19 protein-coding genes and 3 pseudogenes are annotated in these 18,075 nt (G+C 54.0%); 8 read left to right on the top strand and 14 right to left on the bottom strand.

What is annotated here, in order from left to right; translation table 11 throughout:
- Positions 1-262 precede the first annotated feature (262 nt).
- The 3 genes from NQL71_RS36210 to NQL71_RS36200 form a co-directional block, all read right to left on the bottom strand.
- Positions 263-595 carry a helix-turn-helix domain-containing protein gene (locus tag NQL71_RS36210; protein WP_274644428.1) on the bottom strand — a complete coding sequence of 111 codons (333 nt, stop codon included), beginning with the start codon at positions 593-595 and terminating at the stop codon, positions 263-265.
- The gene (locus NQL71_RS36205) at positions 592-1,182 is read right to left on the bottom strand and encodes a hypothetical protein (protein ID WP_274644427.1); all 591 of its coding nucleotides are present in this window, start codon (positions 1,180-1,182) and stop codon (positions 592-594) included. Before NQL71_RS36205 ends, NQL71_RS36210 begins: the two co-directional genes overlap by 4 nt.
- A 226-nt stretch (positions 1,183-1,408) precedes the next feature.
- Positions 1,409-1,612: a hypothetical protein gene (locus NQL71_RS36200; RefSeq protein WP_274644426.1), complete on the bottom strand. Its 204-nt coding sequence runs from the start codon at positions 1,610-1,612 to the stop codon at positions 1,409-1,411.
- Positions 1,613-1,758: 146 nt separating this feature from the next.
- Here NQL71_RS36200 and NQL71_RS36195 point away from each other — a divergent pair, with 146 nt between their 5' ends.
- From NQL71_RS36195 to NQL71_RS36170, 6 genes are read left to right on the top strand one after another with little or no spacing between them, the layout of a single operon-like run.
- Entirely contained in the window at positions 1,759-2,532 is a 774-nt protein-coding gene (locus NQL71_RS36195) for a phosphoadenosine phosphosulfate reductase domain-containing protein (protein ID WP_274644425.1), read from the top strand.
- A 39-nt stretch (positions 2,533-2,571) separates the two neighbouring features.
- Positions 2,572-3,015 (top strand): hypothetical protein, encoded by a 444-nt coding sequence (locus tag NQL71_RS36190; RefSeq protein ID WP_274644424.1) that lies wholly within the window; start codon positions 2,572-2,574, stop codon positions 3,013-3,015.
- A 6-nt stretch (positions 3,016-3,021) separates the two neighbouring features.
- Complete coding sequence (locus NQL71_RS36185; protein WP_274644423.1) at positions 3,022-3,633, top strand: hypothetical protein; 612 nt, start codon at positions 3,022-3,024, stop codon at positions 3,631-3,633.
- Between the two features lie 6 nt (positions 3,634-3,639).
- The gene (locus NQL71_RS36180; protein WP_274644422.1) at positions 3,640-3,918 is read left to right on the top strand and encodes a hypothetical protein; all 279 of its coding nucleotides are present in this window, start codon (positions 3,640-3,642) and stop codon (positions 3,916-3,918) included.
- Entirely contained in the window at positions 3,915-4,178 is a 264-nt protein-coding gene (locus NQL71_RS36175) for a hypothetical protein (RefSeq protein ID WP_274644421.1), read from the top strand. The genes NQL71_RS36180 and NQL71_RS36175 overlap by 4 nt, the downstream gene beginning before the upstream one ends.
- Positions 4,179-4,193: 15 nt before the next feature.
- Complete coding sequence (locus NQL71_RS36170; RefSeq protein ID WP_274644420.1) at positions 4,194-4,463, top strand: hypothetical protein; 270 nt, start codon at positions 4,194-4,196, stop codon at positions 4,461-4,463.
- A gap of 160 nt (positions 4,464-4,623) precedes the next feature.
- Here NQL71_RS36170 and NQL71_RS36165 read toward each other — a convergent pair.
- The 7 genes and pseudogenes from NQL71_RS36165 to NQL71_RS36140 all read right to left on the bottom strand — a co-directional run bounded on the left by NQL71_RS36165 (position 4,624) and on the right by NQL71_RS36140 (position 13,250).
- Positions 4,624-5,873 (bottom strand): annotated as a pseudogene (locus NQL71_RS36165) (RNA-guided endonuclease InsQ/TnpB family protein).
- Positions 5,874-5,985: 112 nt separating this feature from the next.
- Positions 5,986-6,402: pseudogene (locus NQL71_RS36980) on the bottom strand (methyl-accepting chemotaxis protein); the annotation flags it as partial.
- A 168-nt stretch (positions 6,403-6,570) separates the two neighbouring features.
- Positions 6,571-7,200: pseudogene (locus NQL71_RS36975) on the bottom strand (PAS domain-containing protein); the annotation flags it as partial.
- Positions 7,201-7,651: 451 nt separating this feature from the next.
- The gene (locus tag NQL71_RS36155; RefSeq protein WP_274644418.1) at positions 7,652-9,229 is read right to left on the bottom strand and encodes a hypothetical protein; all 1,578 of its coding nucleotides are present in this window, start codon (positions 9,227-9,229) and stop codon (positions 7,652-7,654) included.
- Between the two features lie 49 nt (positions 9,230-9,278).
- Complete coding sequence (locus NQL71_RS36150; RefSeq protein WP_274644417.1) at positions 9,279-10,844, bottom strand: hypothetical protein; 1,566 nt, start codon at positions 10,842-10,844, stop codon at positions 9,279-9,281.
- A 141-nt stretch (positions 10,845-10,985) separates the two neighbouring features.
- Positions 10,986-12,554, bottom strand: a complete 1,569-nt coding sequence (locus NQL71_RS36145; protein WP_274644416.1) for a hypothetical protein — start codon at positions 12,552-12,554, stop codon at positions 10,986-10,988.
- Between the two features lie 105 nt (positions 12,555-12,659).
- Complete coding sequence (locus NQL71_RS36140; protein WP_274644415.1) at positions 12,660-13,250, bottom strand: C40 family peptidase; 591 nt, start codon at positions 13,248-13,250, stop codon at positions 12,660-12,662.
- A 355-nt stretch (positions 13,251-13,605) separates the two neighbouring features.
- Here NQL71_RS36140 and NQL71_RS36135 point away from each other — a divergent pair, with 355 nt between their 5' ends.
- Complete coding sequence (locus tag NQL71_RS36135; protein ID WP_274645070.1) at positions 13,606-14,217, top strand: transglycosylase SLT domain-containing protein; 612 nt, start codon at positions 13,606-13,608, stop codon at positions 14,215-14,217.
- A gap of 43 nt (positions 14,218-14,260) precedes the next feature.
- Here the strand turns inward: NQL71_RS36135 and NQL71_RS36130 are convergent, their stop codons facing one another.
- A complete protein-coding gene (locus NQL71_RS36130; protein ID WP_274644414.1) occupies positions 14,261-14,533 on the bottom strand; it encodes a hypothetical protein in 273 nt (90 codons plus the stop codon).
- Positions 14,534-14,620: 87 nt separating this feature from the next.
- On the bottom strand, positions 14,621-15,388 hold the full coding sequence (locus NQL71_RS36125) for a prepilin peptidase (RefSeq protein WP_274644413.1): 768 nt from the start codon (positions 15,386-15,388) through the stop codon (positions 14,621-14,623).
- Between the two features lie 122 nt (positions 15,389-15,510).
- Here NQL71_RS36125 and NQL71_RS36120 point away from each other — a divergent pair, with 122 nt between their 5' ends.
- Entirely contained in the window at positions 15,511-16,038 is a 528-nt protein-coding gene (locus NQL71_RS36120) for a hypothetical protein (RefSeq protein WP_274644412.1), read from the top strand.
- Positions 16,039-16,104: 66 nt separating this feature from the next.
- Here NQL71_RS36120 and NQL71_RS36115 read toward each other — a convergent pair whose 3' ends face one another.
- Together NQL71_RS36115 and NQL71_RS36110 are read right to left on the bottom strand one after the other, a co-directional pair.
- Positions 16,105-17,118 carry a hypothetical protein gene (locus NQL71_RS36115; protein ID WP_274644411.1) on the bottom strand — a complete coding sequence of 338 codons (1,014 nt, stop codon included), beginning with the start codon at positions 17,116-17,118 and terminating at the stop codon, positions 16,105-16,107.
- 69 nt (positions 17,119-17,187) lie between these two features.
- Positions 17,188-18,042, bottom strand: coding sequence for a hypothetical protein (locus NQL71_RS36110; protein WP_274644410.1), 855 nt, complete (start codon positions 18,040-18,042; stop codon positions 17,188-17,190).
- Positions 18,043-18,075 lie beyond the last annotated feature (33 nt).

The raw sequence follows: 18,075 nt of genomic DNA, 5'->3' as shown, positions 1-18,075 counted from the left end.
TTGAGGGACGGTTGCAGACTGAAAGGTCATACGCACGTCACGACAATAGCCTGCCGATCAGGACTCGACCCTCCCTTCAATGTACCGAATAATCGTCGACGGAACACGCCCATCACGGCAATTCATTATAAATGTCTGATCTGCCGCTCTGTACAAGCCTGCATGCCGATTCTGATCACCCAAGCAAAAGGCCCTCACAAACGAAAATCCCCAGCAAAGGCTGGGGATTGATTGTTGCAACGTCCGTTTCAGGTCGTCAATCTCACGAGGAAGTCAGGCCTTTCCTCAGTCGATTGATCTCCATGCCGATACGGGCCTTATCGGGCGCCGACAGGGTGCGGACATCAAAGCTTTGCAGCGAAGCGTAGGCCGCGATCAACAGCTTATCGCGGTCAAATGTCGAATCCATCAAGACCTCCATGGCATCGATGCACTGCATCGCGAACTTCTCCGTCAGCACCTTGACCCCTGTTTCGATGGTCGAAAGGTAGGCGGCAGAGATGTCCATCTTTTCCGCAAGGTCTTTGAGCAGCAGGCCCCTGCGGTTACGCTGCAGACGCAGTTCCTGGCCAAAAGGTGTTACAGCTTCCATCATTGCCCCCTGCTCGTGGAGATTTGTTTTATCGCCTGGTTGGTGCTGGACGCACATCCCAGCTTCTCTCGCCACGCAGGAGCCTCGGCATCCATCATGGCGCAGAGGTCATCCCATTTTGCGACCAGGCCGCCCCACACGTCACTCAGTTCAGTCAGGGCCTGCCTTCTGTCATTGAACTCCGGTACCTGCTCGAGCAACAGCCGGCAACGACGGAAATCGGCGGCATCCACAGGGTGAGCGCCGTGCTGCATGACCTTAACGCCAGTCAGAAAGCCGAACATGCTGTCCGAGCTCTTGCCCCTCTCCCCGCCAACTAGCCAGGCAAAGGCCTGATCGGACACGTGCACGCCATCGAGCAGCTTTGACTGATGCTCGTGGATACGGGCTTTGACTTCGGCAGAAGCGGCCATCCGCTTGAGGTTGTCTTTAGGGCCAAAAATCAGCGTGGCGCCCAACTTCAATGCCAGATTTGGATCAAGGATCCAGTGCTCGTCGGACGGCGGCGCCATCAACTTGACCATGTCAGTAACGGGCACCGGCCCACTGATCATGGTGCAACCATGTATTTTTTCGACGTTGTAGGACATCGCTTTTCCCTGCGCAGTTACCAGAAACCCGATGCCAGGTTTCACTGTGACAGGAAGTATAGTTAAAACTGTCACAAACGACAATATATGATAATTGTTTATGGCCGTTAGGCGGCAAAAACAGGAGGCACAAAAAAGGGCGAGGTTGAGGTCGCCCTGTTTTCGAAAACCGCCCCCTGGCCAGGCGGGTAAGGCGTTCTTTTGCGCACCATCCCGGTCAGGTGAATCATGGGTTGCGCTGGCTGCATTTTGGGCAGCATGGGATCTGCTTGGTTTGGCCGAACACGCCTGGGATGTTGCTGCGGGTCGACACGGACGTCCGGGCCATCAGCACTGGTTTAACCAGCTCATCGCAGCCACGGCAGATTACCTGGGCGGAGGATGGGTGATGAGGTGTAACTTGGGTGTTTTCTACGTTCAGGGCCATCATGGCACTATTCCTTGTTCTTAATTTAAGCAATCAGCCACTATAGGCCTGCAACCAATATCTGTCAACATCAAATAAAAATTGTCACGCCACATCAGGTGCTCTAAACTTTGACTATAAAATGCCATCAACGATGAAAGGACTTACCCATGGCTAGTGCTTACCCGCTGCCCCCTATCACGACTCCATTCTGGGTGTCCGCTTCAGGTGGCCGCACCTCCATGATGATGGCCCGTCTGATCCAACTGGCGTTTCCCGGCGTCAACATTCCTTTCGTGTTTTCGAACACTGGTGAGGAGCACCCGGCCACCCTGGAGTTCGTCAAGGATTGCCAGGAACATTGGGACATGCCAATCGTGTGGGTCGAGGCTGAGGTTCATCACGGTGAGCGCCGGGCCTGTACTCACAAGATCGTCGACTACGCCACCGCCAAGCGCAGCGGCATGGGCGGCCCGTTCGAAGATGTGGTGAAGAAGTACGGCCTTCCGAGCAAGATGTACCCGCACTGCACTCGCGAGCTGAAAATCAACCCAATGTACAGCTACATCCGCAGCATCGGGTTCGAAGGGAAGTCTGCAGTGGGTATCCGTGGGGACGAACCAAAGCGTCTCGGCAAAGATTCCAACATCGTCTACCCGATGGCCCACTGGTGGCCAACGACTAAGCAGGAAGTCCTGGACTGGTGGGCGGATCAACCCTTTGACCTGCAGCTGGCCGGCGAGGAAGAAGGTAACTGCTTGTGGTGCTGGCAAAAAAGCGACAAGAAGCATGCGATCAACCTGGAGCGAAACCCACAGTGGTACGACTTCCCGACCTATCTGGAAGCAAACTACGCGGATATCAAAGCGCCGATTGAACCTCGCCGAATTTTCCGAGGTGGGCGCTCAACGCTCCAGTTAATCGAGACAATTAACCTCAATTAATTTGGTCAGCGACAAAATTTAGCAAGGAAGGATTTTGCGATGAGCATTACACAAAAAGCACGGCCTTTGTCCGAGTTAATGAAACAGGTCATGTTGGACATTGCCGCAGGTCGCGGCGGTTATCATGGTTGCAATGGCCGCAGCGAGTACGGGGGTCGCAATGGCACCCTCACCGGATTGGCTCAACGCGGTCTGATTGATCATCGCTACGAACTGACTGCGGCTGGTCACGAATGGATTGCCAAGGACGAAGCCAAAAAACGGCGCCCCGAGGCTGATTGGTCACAGGCTCCTGAGGGCACCACACACGTGATGCGCTCCCCCGGCAGTGATCGAGTGGCCTGGATCAAGATCGATGGCCCACGCGAGGCCTTCTGGCGCTTCCCAGGTGCCAAAAACTGGCGTCCATCGACAGATTGCCCTTCCAGCTTGCTGAGAAACCCCTCTGTCGAAGCGCGTCCCACCGAAACTCAGGCAGGATAACCACCAATGACTATTGAATTGTTCCGCGCCGTCCCGAAAAGCAAGCTGGCCAAATCCGCCGAAGGCTACCGCCGCCAGAGTACCTTGCGAATTCCCAGTAACGTACCTTTCGTGGTCGATAACCTGTGGGAGTGGCTGCGCCCGGATTCGATGCCATCGCGCCGGCACGCCATTTATGCCAGTGCGACCCCTGAATTGGCCCTGGAGAACGCCAGCGCCCCGCTTGCCGACGGTGACTACTACGTTGCATGCCGGGTTATCGTCGACCCGAATGAAATTCGCGTGGCCCAACTTCACATGAGCGATGCCCGCCATCATGAAGACGTCCGGATGATTTCTCGCTGGATCAGTAGTCACAGTCAGGAATTCACCGAGATACCGCTGGCCGAGCGACAGGCTTTGGCGCTGTTGTTCAGCCCAGCGCTGCGTCAGCATGAATTGGAAGAGCTGCGACAGCACTGCCCGCTCATTCAGGATCTGTGCACTTATGTGCGGGAGCAGTCCACCTTCTGGCCAACCGCATTCACTGAACCGAATGGAACCTCAGGGGAGCTGTTCTTTGAACTGCAGGGCTTCGCCTTTTACCGACTCGATCCACTTCCATCTGAAATTGGATAAACGACCATGACCACAAACAGCGAAGCGTACTTTGCCCGGCATCTTCTTGCCACGCTGCAGAAGCATCACCCCGACCTGGTGGTAGAATCGATCAAGGGCAGTCGAATCGGCGCCGGGTCGGTGCGCGTGCTCCACGTCAAGCACAGCGGCGGTAAGTTCGCCCAATTTCCTTTCCCACGGAAAGGCCTACACGCCGGCGACGTCAGCGAAGCGCTGTACAGGTCGGCGTGCAGCATGTTGATGCTCACCCCAGTTCCAGAAGCACTACAGGAGAATTGCCAGTGACGCTCGAACGGGAAAAACTCGAGGAAATTGGTGAGTACCTGCGCGGCACCTGCAAGAGCGTCGGCGACGCCGTCCAAGCCTTGGATCTTGACGAGGGCATGGACGAAACTCAATTGCAGGTCGACCTGCTCGAGGTGGATACCGAGATCTGCGTGCAGTGCGACTGGTGGCATGAGCCCTCAGCCTTGCAGTACAGCGAAACCCACGGCGGGGGCCTGTGCGAACAGTGCTGCGAAGAACTCGGCGTCGAGTTCGAGTAACCGGAGAGTAACGGAATGAAATACGTGATGTTCATCAAGGACAAGGACGGCGACTTCCCCATCGCCTACCCGGTGTTGTTCCCAAACAACCTGGTGCATCAGGAGGTGGCTGAAGCTTTGATAGCTGGCCCACTGGAAAGCTTCGAGGTGCGCAGCGCCGGCGAGCTGACCTCGGTTGGTAAAGGCCTTGGCGTTACCGGTAAGTCGGATACGCTTGGTGTGAAATCGCACCCGGACGACGAGCAGATTATTAACATGCAGGACTACGGCGGCTACATGCTTTAGGGTGGTATCGGCCCGGAAGCTGGCGTCACCCAAGCTTCCCGACTCCTGTATTAGGCCTTTTGGGTGTTACCGGGCGCTGTTTCGGTAGATTTGACATCCTCCCCCACCTCGACCTGTTGGTCGCCGCCGAAGGCGGAAAGGAAGGGGATTCCATGCGGCGTCAGGCAGCGTGTGCTTTCTGATCGCTTCTACGGGTTCCTGCTGCTGACGGCCTGACAGCACCGTTCACTTCACAGACTATCCGGCCAATGTCCTGACCTTTGGGCAGCTTTAATCCGCGCCCACGGATGTTTTTTGCGGCGACCAGATCCGCATTCTCGGTGTGGCCGCAGGCCACGCAGAGAAATACGCTCTGGCTTTTCCGGTTTTGTGCGCTGATATAGCCACAGATGGGACATTCCCGGCTAGTATTCGCCGGTGGCACCGCCACCATCCAACCGCCTTGCCAGCCCGACTTGTAGTCCAGCTGTCGGCGCCATTCGCCCCAGCCTTGATCCAGAATCGCCTTATTCAAGCCTGATTTGGCCCGCACGTTTCGACCTGGTTCTTCCAGGGTGCCGCTGGCAGAACGACTCATGTTGCTGATCCGCAGGTCTTCAACACACAACAGCGCGTGGTTTTTGCTGATGCTGTGGGATGTTTTGTGCAGGAAGTCGTTTCGTACGTTGGCAATCTGGCTTTGGATCTTCTGGACACGCAATTTTGCACGCTTCCAGTTGCTGCTGTACTTCACCTTGCGACTCATCTGCCGCTGGGCCTTGGCCAGTCGATGTTCGTGTTTTTGAAGCTGTTGATCGGCTCGATCACTTGCTCAGCTTGACCGTCCCATAGGGTGGCAAAACGCACAATGCCGGCGTCGATCCCCACCGCTGACGCGGCGGGGTGGCGCACTTGCGCCACCGTGCGTTCGGTCTGGATCGAGACGTACCATTGGCCCGCCTTGAGGCTCACGGTGCAGTTTTTGACCAGTCCCTGAACCTTCTGGCTTTTGCGATAGCTCAGCCAGCCCAGTTTCGGTAGCAGAATCCTCTCGCCTGACTGGTCAAGTTTGATGGATTTTGGCTGAGGAAACCTGAAGCTGTCGCGAGCGCCTTTCTTCTTGAAACGAGGAAAGTCCGCCCGCTTTTCGAAGAAATTGGTGAAGGCACGTTCCAGATCCTTGAGGATCTGTTGCTCGATGTCGACGGACGCCTCGGCTAACCAGGGCATTTCTGGGCTGTTGCGCCAGGCGGTCAATTCCCTACAGAGCCCGGCATAGCCAAGCTTTTTCTGGCCTTCGGCGTGCAGTGCTTGTTGAAGCGACAGGCCTTTGTTCCAAGTCACGCGAACACATCCAGCAAATTTCCTGAGCAGGATTTGCTGTGCGTAAGTCGGTTCCAGTCGGAATTTGTAGGCTTGTTGGCGCTTCATCGTGAGTACTGTTTATTTATACAGGGTTGAGCATATCACCGCTTCTCGGTGTGCGCTATCCCTCCCCGCCATGAGTGACGAGGCTTCCCGCGCAGATGGGTGAAGGGCGACGTCAGTTCAGCTGCAAGGTCGCATTGATCTGGCTGATGGCATCGACCACATGCCGCGAGCCCATCTGGATCTCCAGGATCACCTCACCGGCCTCATTGGCCAGTTCGACCCCCTGCCCCGTTCGACTCAAGCTGGCCTTCATGCTGGCGACCGCACTGAGCGACAGTTCATGGTTTTGACGCACCACGTCGACGATCTCAACCGTCGCCTGGCTGGTACGCGCCGCCAGGCTTCTCACCTCGTCCGCGACCACCGCAAATCCGCGCCCGTGCTCACCGGCGCGTGCGGCCTCGATGGCGGCATTGAGCGCCAGCAGGTTGGTCTGGTCAGCGATGCCGCGAATGGTCTGGACGATTTTAGCGATCAGATCCGACTGCTTGCTCACGGCGTCGATACTGCGTGCGGCTTCGTTGAGATCCTTTGAAATGTCCTCGATAACCTGCACCGTCTGTTGCACCACACTTGAGCCTTTTTTCGCACATGCATCGTTCTGCACCGAGGTCGCATGAGCCGACTCGGCAGCAGTCTGCTGAGTGATAACCTGATTAGTGATATCGCTGGCAAACTTGACCACTTTGCACAGCCGGCCTTTGGTATCAAATATCGGGTTGTAAGAGGCCTCCAGAAAAACTACCTGGCCCATCTTGTTAACCCGCTCAAACCGGCGAGAATGAAACTCTCCACGGTTCAGGGATGCCCAAAATGCCCTGTATTCCGGCGACTCCCCTTCACCACGCCGACAGAACATACTGTGGTGCTGGCCAACTATTTCATTGATCTGATAGCCCATCGTCGCAAGAAAGTTTTCATTAGCGGTAATCACTTTCCCCTGCGGGGTAAATTCAATCATGGCCATTGAGCGACTGATGGCATTCAGGAAACTTTGGCTTTCGTATTCCTTAACCACCCTCTGGGAAATATCGGAAGCAATTTTGATGACTCTGGTGACTTTCTGGTTGCTCCCGATGACCGGCATGTAACTGGCTTCCAGCCAGATTTCCCGACCCGCTTTGTCCAGCCGCAGAAAGGTACCGCTGGCGGGCTCTCCGCGTGCCAGATCTTTCCAGAAGCGTGTGTACTCAACGCTGCGGATGTAGTCTTGCTCGCAAAAGATGCGGTGATGCTTGCCCTGGATCTCCGCCAGCGAGTAGCCCGTGGCTGCACAGAAGTTTTCATTGGCGTTGAGGATGACGCCTTCAGGGGTGAATTCGATCATGGCCATGGAGCGACTGATCGCCAACCACTTTGCGTCGCATACGCTTAGGGCGGTCGTACAGCGGTCGATCTCGATTAAATCGGATTTGCGATGGAAGTCAAACATGAGTCGACCCTCTGTACAACCTTGTGATTAACGGAATTCAATAATTTGACGTGCCGAAAACTTCACCACATAACACAGCCATGCTTTATTAAATGATCGACCTCAACCCTCCACTCTTTAATTATCAACCGAATTTATAAGTCTTATTTGAAAGATGCGCAATATCTCTAATCTAATGTTGCCCCACCAAAAAGTGTCGACACTTTAATTAGTGCACCAGCAGTGTGTATTTAAGTAACAACTATAAATGTGTCGACACTTTATTGATCAGGATCCAACTACGCTACATATAATTAATGTAGTCCTACCCATTTTTCTCAGTCAACGATAACGGAGTATTGTCCGATCAAAGGCCCAGGTCGCTCGAAAACTTACGGGCGAGCATGTCAGAGTCGAGTCTCTGGAAAAGCTGCTTGTCTGGGGGCAATTGCCGAAGCAACGCATCCTGCGCTTCTGGTGATTTAAGGCGGTCAAACCAACGCGAAGCACGTTGACTGCAGGGCTCCGCCGCTAGGGCTTGCCCTGCCCAGGTGGCTAGCTCCGTGACCTGGGCAATGACAGCCAGGTCTGACGAATCGTAGTCACTGGCCTTCTCCAGTTTCGCCAACGTTTTCCCCCACACCTTCGGGTAGGCCTCATAGAAGCCGTCCAGGATCGCGTGGAGCGCCCCTGCCCCTTTCAATGTCCCGATATCCATTTTCAGCAACAGCGGGTCGGCTACGCCGGCGTAGTACAGTTGATGACGATGCTCTTCCAGATCTTCCTGGTAGCTGGTGAAACACGCGTCTTTCATCAGCGCCGTTAGGCCTTTAATGCTCATCAGGTCAGTCAGAAAGGGAATCGCTTTGCCCCCTTCTGCATGTAGAGAACTCATCAGTCGCCGGCCAGCGGTGGCATCCTCCGCCAGTGCGCTGCTCATCTTGCTACGTTCGTCTGGCGTCAGCTGCAACTCACCCACGACTGTGGGTAAAACGTGCATCAACCACGGTGCTGACGACCCAATACAGCCGGCCTGGCGCAAAGCAGAGAAGCGATCTTTTAAAAACGTGCTCATGGCCGCTTTCACGGGCTTGTCCTTGTCCTTAAACATCTTGGCCAAGGCTCTGTCCAAATGTACGTCATGCTCGCCAACACCCAGGTGCTTGCCGAAAAACTCGACAAGCCGGCTCAGTTTTGGCTCAACTTCTTGCAGTTCATTCCAAAGAAAGGCTTCCATCACACCCATTGGGTGTTCTTTCAGCTGCCTAAAGGCTTGCGAACGGCACATTGCGTCGACCATACCCGTCAGATCGAAGTGCACGAAGGCATAAAGGGCCTCTCCAAACCAATGAGGATTATTAAACACTGTACCGGTTCTCCAATCCGTAGACGCCTGCTTAGCCAGGAGATCAGCCATGTCGTATTCGACCGTGGGATCTCTGAAGGCCTCCATCAGATCCTTCGGAACCGTACCTTTCCGGAAGTGCCAGACGCGCAGTTGCCCATCAGCAAAACCACGCAAAAGCGAAGACGCGGCCATGGCCGGGTTAACGCCAAGGAGCCATTGCGCTGGAGTCACGTCCGGAAACTCGTTGTGGCTAACCGAGTGGATCATTGAACAGCGATAGCCCAAGATCGGCACTGCCCTCAACACAGTCGATTTTCGTTGACTCGCCATCAATGGCGACCCTCCCCCTCGAATCCATTCTTGGGTATAAGTGGGGCTGCCATCCAGAGCATGAATCATCTTGGCCAGCGGGATGCTCGTCTGAGGTTCATCCAGCAGGCCGCTCTTCGAGAACAGATCTGCTAACGGAACTTTGTGCAAGTATTGATAAGTGTTGGCATCGCCAAACTCGTGCACCAGTTCATGGAAAGCCTCCGGGCTTTGTTTTTCCAGAGTGTCAAAGATGGAGGCTTTGAAGGTGAAGAACGGATCAGACATGGCAGTTTCTCAGGGTCATGGTGCCTAAAGGTCAACAGGAATCACTGGATTACAAGCCGAGATCATGGCCAAACTGCACGCCACGCTGCTTGAGACTCATCAGGTTGAACACTGCCTGAGTTGGCGGTATTGCAGCTACAAACGCTTCCTGGGCGAATGGGTACTCAAAGAGTTTGAACCAGGCGACTGCGCGCTCAGTGGACGGTGCCTCAGTTAGGGCCTCGCCAACCCATCGGGTGACATCCTCAAACCGACGCTCATCGCCCCATTTCTGTTTGCGAAAGTGAATTATCTGCGCGGTACCCGCCCAGAGCATCGGGTAAACCTCCATGATTGCATCCAGCGTTTCATGCAAAACCCCTTGCTCGTGCAGCGTTTTTACGTTGATGCCGAGCAAGTCAACCGGCTTGAAGCTGAAGTCACCATCCCGCACCAAGGCGTTGGAGATCGACCGGTCACAGGCTTGTCGGAACCCCTCGATAAAAGCATCCGGGCCCAGGGTTGGAATCAAAAACTTCAGAGCCTCAGGTTTCGTCTTCGACAGTCCCTCAAATATCGAACCGGGCTGACCGATCTGACATGCCTCCAGCAAATCTGACTTCAATTCATTCGGAATCACCGGGAAGCGATCCATGTGTGGCAACGCATCCTTTAACCAAAAACGCGCTTGAGGAAGGCGACCATTCTCAATCAGAAACTCCATACGACGTGTTGCCCGCTCGTAGACAAACTCGCGGTTTGTTGTGTTTCCGCAGAGATCGAATGGCCTTTTCAGTGCCTCGTCTATGACCTCATCAGTAGGATCAACCCCGAGGCAATTGTGCAGAAACTGATGGGCATGCCTCATGCTCTGATGCTTGTCTTCGCACAGCGTCGCCCATAGCAGATGCTCGACAAGAATGGCGGTGGGTCGAACGCCATCCCTGAAAGCCGGGGAGTCCAACACTGCCTGGCGAAGCGCGGTCAGCCCAAGGCGATCAAAGACATATGCAGTCATCAGCACATGCTCTCGTCGCTCATAGATGCTCTCTACCCGCTCCAATCCAATTTGAATGGGCATACTTCGAAGTAGCTCAACGAGCTGTACCTCAACAGCTGGATTCTTGAAGGCATCAAAGAGGACTTCTGGAATCTCACTGCCGATGGAATGCGACTGGATTAAGCCCGTGCTCAATCCTCTTAACAAACCCGAGGCGACCATCTCTTCGTCAGTCCCGAGGCGCCATTGTTCAACCGACAGGTCTTTGACTTTCTTACTGAGTAAAAGAACCTTTGCGCTCGAATCCTCAAGCAGGCATTTCCGGTAACCAAGAATCGCCGGCAATTTGTACCCCTCAGGGGTGTCGTGACGAGTCGCGATCAAGGGCGAGCCGCCAACCTTCAACCAATTATCCAGGTCGGAACTGATGGCCATGTTCTTCAGCAGGTAATCATAGGGAAGATCGTTCCCGTGATCAGGAATTGGCCCAGCCTGCATGATGGACTCTAGCGGCACCCCAAGCATATTGTCGCCGGCGTCGCCGAAGACAGCTTCATGCCGTTCGGGATCGGCATGGCTAAGCGCCGACTCTGCGCGGATGATGAACATTTTCAGTTTTAGGGCGATGTCGGACATGGGCTGGTTCCAAAGGTCTATTCATCCATCATACCTGTGGCGCCAATCCCAAATCACCAGGTAAGACAACGGCGACTGAAGGGTCGCCGTTATTGGTTAAGCGTCAATTGTCAGATCGATGTCCAACAATTGGCTGAGTGGTTAAAGCCCGAGGTCTCTGCTGAATTGAGCGGCCCGCTGTTGGAAGCTCATCCGGCGAAAAATCGCCTGGCTGGCCGGGATCGCGGCTACAAACTGTTCCTGAGCAAAGGGATGTTCAAGGCGCTTGAACCAGGCGACAGCGCGCTCATTACACGGCGCAGCCGTTAGGACTTTGCCCACCCACTTGGTAATTCTCTGGAACTGGATTTCTACAGCGAAATTTTTCTCGCCATTTTGGATCGAAGCTCCTTTTTTCGCCCACAGCGGCTCGTAAACCGCCATGACGCAGTCCAACACTTCGTGCAACAGACCATGTTGTTTGAGCTGATTAACGTTGAGGCCGACCAAGGAATTGAGGTTGAAAGACTCACCCTTAACCCAATGGGCTTCCGATGAAACTGCACGCTCACAGGTTTTCCTAAAGGCCTCTACAAAACCTTCGGGGCCCAATACTCGAATCATGAAGTCCAGGCTTTGGCTTTCGCCTGGATTGCCATAAATGGCCAAACCCTCCATCACCGACAGGGGATCGCCGATTTTGCACGCAGCTATGAAATCGCCCTTCTGCTCGTCAGGGATCACCGGGAATCGATCCATATAAGGCAAGGCTTCTGTCATCCAGATCCCAACCTGAGATAAAGCTCCTGCTTCAATCAGGTACTCCATGCGCCGCGTTGCGCTCTCAAACACGAATTCGCGATTGGCGGCGGTGTGACTGAGTTCGAACCTCAGCTTCAACGCTTGATCAATGACCGGATCACCAGGCTCAATGTCCAAGGCGTGCAGCAAAAACTGCTGCGCTTTGGTCATGCATGAATGATTGCTCTCAGACAACGTGGCCCACATCATGTGTTCGACCAGCTTGTGGACAGGTTGCTCGAGCTCCGTGTACGCCGGCGACTCTAGAACCGCTTGGCGCAGTGTGTAGAGACCCAGGCGGTTGAAGACATACGCCGTCATGAGTGCGTACTCTGCATTTTCGAAGATCCCATTCCCCTCAGGCGTCGGTGTCGAAGCTTTAAGCAACTCGATCACTTGCGCCTCGATGACCGGATTTTTAAAGGCATCGAACAGCGCTACGGGGATTCCATTGTCCAGGTTAAAGCTATTGATCACGCCGGTGCACAATCCCCTGAGCAAGCTTGATGCGACCATCTCGTCATCAGTCCCAAGGCGCCACTGATCCAGCGACATTGTTTTGAAATGCTTTGCGCGAAGAAGTCCGAAGCCATTAGGGACTTGCAGGAGACATTTCAGATAGCCGAGGATCGGCGGGTATTTGTAAGCAGGAAAGCCGTCATGCCGAGTCGCGAGTAACGGCGACCCGCCCGCCTTGACCCAATCATCCAGATTGTCACCCAGGCCGAAACTCTTAAGCAGCTTGTCCATGGGGTGAACCTTCCCATGATCAAGGATAGGCCCAGCCTGGAACATCTCTCCCAAAGAGACGCTGGCGACATTCTCAGGAGCCTCACCAAAGATCGCAAGTTGTCGTTCAGGATCTGTCCCGCCGATAGCGGTGTAGGCTGCAATCTTAAAAAGACTGAGATTCATCTCGAAGTTGGTCATGGCTGGCTTCCGAATGCTTGTCCAACCATCATACCGGTGCCGCTGACCTTAAACACCAGTCGCAAAAAAGGCGACCCGTGGGCCGCCTCTTTGTGTTTCAGTGCATCAGAGCGAGGCCATTGAGCTCTCACCGGTCTGCTTGGTCACCTGATTCAGCCGTGTTGGCGTAATGACGCGCTTGGCTGAGACGAAGTGTTTTGACCAATACTGATTGTCCAGGCGAGCCATGCTCACGTTCTTACCAGCCCGTGGCGCATGGATGAAGCGATTCTCTCCCACATAGATGGCAACGTGGGTGATCCGCTTGGTGCGCTCTGTAGCGAAGAACAGCAGGTCGCCTGTTTTCAGTTTTTCGCGACCGACCACCGGGGCGTTCAGGGTGCTCATCGCCACCGACGTGCGCGGCAGGTTGAGGTCAATGGCCTCGGAGAACACATGCTGGATCAGACCTGAGCAGTCAAACCCGATTCGAGGGTCTTCACCGCCCCACAGGTAAGGCGTGCCAACAAGGCCCATGGCCTGGATCAGCACTTCATTGGCGGCGACGGTGGTGCTGGAAATTTTGGATTTGACCGGTGCCGGGGCGGTGCTCACGGCTGTTGGTGCAGAATAATCATTGCTCTGATGCGGAGCGCTCGAGCAACCGGCGAGAAGGCTGACCAGGGCGAACAGCCCGAATCTCGTCATTTTGTTCATATTAAAAGAGCCCTAAATTTTTTGGAGTCCTGTTCCTTTCCCGAGGGAATGCAGTCCTGCCTGTCAATAAAGGGTAAACCTTAACAGCTAGCTCTGACGGCTGCACCAAAAAATTAGTCACACAGAACAATTAATATAGTGAATTGCCCACTTGTCGGGTTTCTCTCGCATGTTTAGCGAGAATTGCCCATCCGCGCAGGCCTTGATAAAGTCTGGCGTCGCCGCACGATAACGTAACCGCGATCATCCCCAAAGAATAACAAAAAAGTGATGGTACCTCATTGTGCATTGCCCCCAGCTGCGCCGAATCGCCACCTCCACTCCCGTGGCCCTGGCCTGCCCGCCTTGGCGGAGAATTCGAACCTTAGGGCTGCTGGCAGCCCTGGCTACGGCGTTAGCCGGCTGTAGCAGTACGGCTCCGCCGCGAAATCCGGAAAACCTCTGCGCCATCTTTCAGGAGAAGAAGGAGTGGCACAAAGACGCCCTGGCCATGCAGAAACGCTGGAACGTGCCAGTACAGGTGCCCATGGCGATGATGTACCAAGAATCCAGTTTCAGGCACGACGCAAGGCCGCCAAAGAAGTACATCATGGGGTTCATCCCCTGGGGGCGGGTTAGCTCAGCCTATGGCTATAGCCAGGCGTTGGACGGCACGTGGGCCGAATACAAGAAATCCACCGGGCACACTTTCGCAGACAGAACGGACTTTTCCGACGCCATCGACTTTATGGGGTGGTATGTTCGCCGGACGAACAAGATAAATGGTGTTCCAGTCTCGAATGCCACCGATGTCTATCTGAACTATCACGAAGGATGGACTGGCTATAAACGGCGCAGCTACCTCAAAAAAACATGGCTAGTTCCTGTCGCCAGAAAAGTTGGCGCCCGCTCCAACACCTACGCGGCACAGTATCAGGGCTGCAAGGGAAGCCTGGATCGTGGTTTCTGGGGGAATTTATTGAATTGATCTGCTGCCGGCCTCGACTTGATAGCCTGGCCGGCATAACCCATCAAATGTCGTCGAAGATGTATACGGTGCCGGATTCCGGCGCATCACCGTCAACTACCAGAAAGTCACCCTCTCCGGTCTCTTGGTCATAGTTGACCAGCATAAAGTCGACAATTTCGTCTTCGAGGTATTTAGAAACCTCCTCGAACGAGGGGCGCCGGTCACCGGTAACGAGGATGAGGCCCCGGTCACAACCAGTGCCCCCAAAAAACTGACTGGGTAAATGACCGTCAGTGGCTGCGATCTTGCGCGTGATTTCGATCTGATAGGACATGCTGAGCCTTTATTTTTATTGTTATGGCAAAAGCCCGCACGCCCTCTTTGGGGCGCACTCAATAAAAACAGTACCGTAGGCGGTCAATCAAGTCCACTGCACCACGACCGCCGCCAAGGCCAGGTAAGGCCCGAACGCCACGTAATCGGTGCGTACGCGCTTGAGCTTGGACTTCAGCGCCATCTGTGCGATGCCGCCCACTACACCCAGGACGCACGCCACCAGCAACAACAATGGCAACTGCTGCCAGCCCATCCAGGCGCCAAGCATGGCCAGCAACTTGAAGTCACCCCGCCCCATGCCATCAAACCCTCTGGCGAGCCTGAACAGTGACGCCGGCAGCCAAAGCATCAGATAACCGAGCACTACGCCCCACAGCGCTTCTTGAAGCCCCACGGCGCCGTACAAGGCGTTTGCGATCAAACCCATCCACAGAAACGGCAACACAATGGCGTCCGGGAGCAGGTAGGTCTCCAGGTCGATGACCGACAGCATCAGCAGCGCCAGCATCCACAAGCACAGCAGGCCGGCGTATGGGGTAAGTCCTGTCTGCCACACCGTTATGCCGATGAGCGCAAGCCCAGCCAGGCTGATCAGTAACGTACGCAAGCTCAGAAAGGGTACGACCTCTTTATCATCCCACACCAACGAATACCGCCAGAAACTTACCCAGGGGTTGACCATCTTGAACTGGGATTTCAGATCCAGCAATTCACGCGCCTCGGCGTCCCAGGAGGTCATCAACCAGCGTGGAAGCCAAGCCGAGACAATCGCAATGAGTGCGACCGCCACTAGGCTGCACACGCCCAGGGTGAGGTAAAGCAGGGCCGGGTAGTGGACAAATATCTCAGGCATGGAGGGCTCGCTTGACGGCGGTGGATAGAGGTTGAGCAAGTACTCAATTCGACCCAACAATTGAATAGAATTGACGGCGTGGCATAGCATAAGGGAATGGCACCCCTTTGAGGAAACCCGCAATGCTGAAAATTACCCGCCGAGAGCTCGAATCTCGCTACGGCGACGAAGATAAAATTGGGATCCGCAACGAATGCCCACGCACCGGCAAGGTTCTGCAGGATGCAGATATCACTGAAACCACCGACTGCATTTCGGTTCTGCCCAATGGCGAGCAGTTCTTCATCTGCACCAACTCCGCCAAGTTTGTCGTCGACGACCTGAAGCAGGGCGATGTGTATGGGTTTGCGAACGAAGACAACCCCGTCACCCACCCCGAAATCAGCAGTAGCGATGGCCATGACTTTGCGGTCGTCAGGGGCCGCTACATCGTCGACCTCTGGATCTCCCACTTCACTGGTTGCGAGGAGCAAGTCGTGTATGACCTGCAAAATCCGAAGGATGCTGGGAAGATCAAGGAAATTTACGGCGATCCGCAGAAATGGTCGGTGATGATGCCGGAAGTAGGATTCGTCAAACCAGATGAACCCACCTACCCGTCCAACAAACGACTCAATGCCTGGGCCGAACACAGTCTGTCGCTGGGCTAATTACTTTGCCCCCATACGGACTTGGGGGCTTTTCAATCGCTTAATCCCTAAAACCTAGGGCTTAAACTAGAGACCAAGGTCTTGCGAAAAATGTGCGGCCAGGAAGGCAAACTTATCCTTTTCAGGCATGGCGTCAGAAATGCTTTTGAGTAACAAACGGTCACTTCGAATGACTTCAAGGCCGCTGTAATACAGGGAATAGCTGAGATCCCATTTCTTATTGGCTTCCTGGTATGTATCAGTTACAGATTTTTCGTCATCATCTTCTTCACGGCTAAACTTAAGAGGAATATCTACGAATTTTTGACCATTTTTGCAGATGGTCAAGCTTGAAACGTTATGCGTGGAAGAAAACCCACCATCAATTAATGAATTCGCCATCAACCCAACCACACGGAATAGGTTTTTCCCAATAACGGCTGGATTGCCTGTCACTAACTGCATTGGGATATGGTAAGTTTCAGGCGGGCTACTGGAGTCTGTAATTCCGCAGTAAGTACCGATCTTATAAAGTGAAACAGATACGCTATAGCTGGTCGGACGTTTACCTTTAGCAACATAATCAATGAATGGATTGTTAGAAATCTTGTCATAGACCGAGGTAAATGACTCACCACAGACCATGGTCATTAATTTATCAAGCTGCTCATAGGCCGAATCGTACGTTGAATACAGACCTTCTGATTTAAACCCATAGTTTGCAAACACTTGATCAATGGCGGCTGGGACAATAGAGCGTTCTTTGCAAGCAGCTGAATAACCAAGCCACCAGGTGTTGAGTCGATCAACAACCTCGGCCAACTCTGGATTCGGCAAATTGAGGTAAGTAATGCAGTCATCCTCACCACTATACTCTTCAGTTTTATAACCGATGGTCTTCAAGAATGGCCGGATGAAATACGCTTCATCGTCCCCCAGTTCTTCTTCCTCGCCAATAGCAGACAACAGGGATAGACCCGCTACTTCTTTTGGCAATGGATGCGCTGGCAACAGGGTTTCGCAGATGTGTTTCATCACCAAGAAATTGAGCGTCATGATCTGCTCGGAGGCTGGTTGACTACCTGTCTTGTTATTTTGCATCGCTCACCTGTTCAATCAATTCGGTACGTCGCCGGCTTGAGCGACAACACAACTATTAATATTAGCCTTTCACAAACCGAGCTCTGAAGAAAAGATCCCGGCCTGGATTTTGTATCTCTGCTGCTTCGGAAGCACCTTCAACATGGCGTGCAGCAAAGCATGATCGTGTTGATGCCAATACAAACGGTCGTAGTTGATTTCAGCCTTATGCCTGCCATCCACCACGCTGGTCTTCAGGTAAACGCTGCAAATGTCTTTACTGCGCTTTTGGATAGAAAAATGCTCAGGGCAATCGCTCCGAAGCCCAAATTCAGTCGCTTGATCGTTAATTTCATCGATCTTCTGGGTGATGGCCAACAACAGATGCTCATAATTGGAGCCAACTGCACCAATTCTGACGCGCTGGATGTCATCCATATTCTGCTCCTGGCGTGCGTAGGCAGCGGTGTAGATCTGTGCCGTTACCAGCCCGGTAGAACCCGGCGCAGGATCGCTGTCACTCAGCCAGATCCAGCCTTTTGAATAATCGGCCAATCTAGTTAATGATGAGCCACAAAGCAGGTTGGTCAGGCGGTCTATTTCAGCCCATCCCTTACCCACATCCTTCAAGGCATACAGGGCCTCAAAACCCGCGCAGTCATAGCCCTCAATCCCCTTTGCAATAAACTCCCGTGCAAACCATTGATCGACGCCCGCCAAAACGTCGTACAGCTGGGTCTGAGGTGAGATAACCGATGGCAAGCCGCACAGGCTCAGGAATATGCGCAAGGCCGGATCAACTAGGTTGAGACGGCCCCCAGATACTGGATACTCCATGATGGGAGCATTTGGGACGTTGTAGTCCAGATGTTGTTTGATCCCACCGTCGTCCAGGGTCTCCCTCAAGAGATGAAAGCACGCCCAATACGTCCAACGGTTGTTCATGGCAGTGTCTCGCAAAAGGGCTATCCCCTATTC

This window comes from Pseudomonas serbica, from assembly GCF_028823535.1.
GTDB classification, from domain to species: Bacteria; Pseudomonadota; Gammaproteobacteria; order Pseudomonadales; family Pseudomonadaceae; genus Aquipseudomonas; species Aquipseudomonas serbica.
This window is presented reverse-complemented; position numbering and strand designations above follow the sequence as displayed.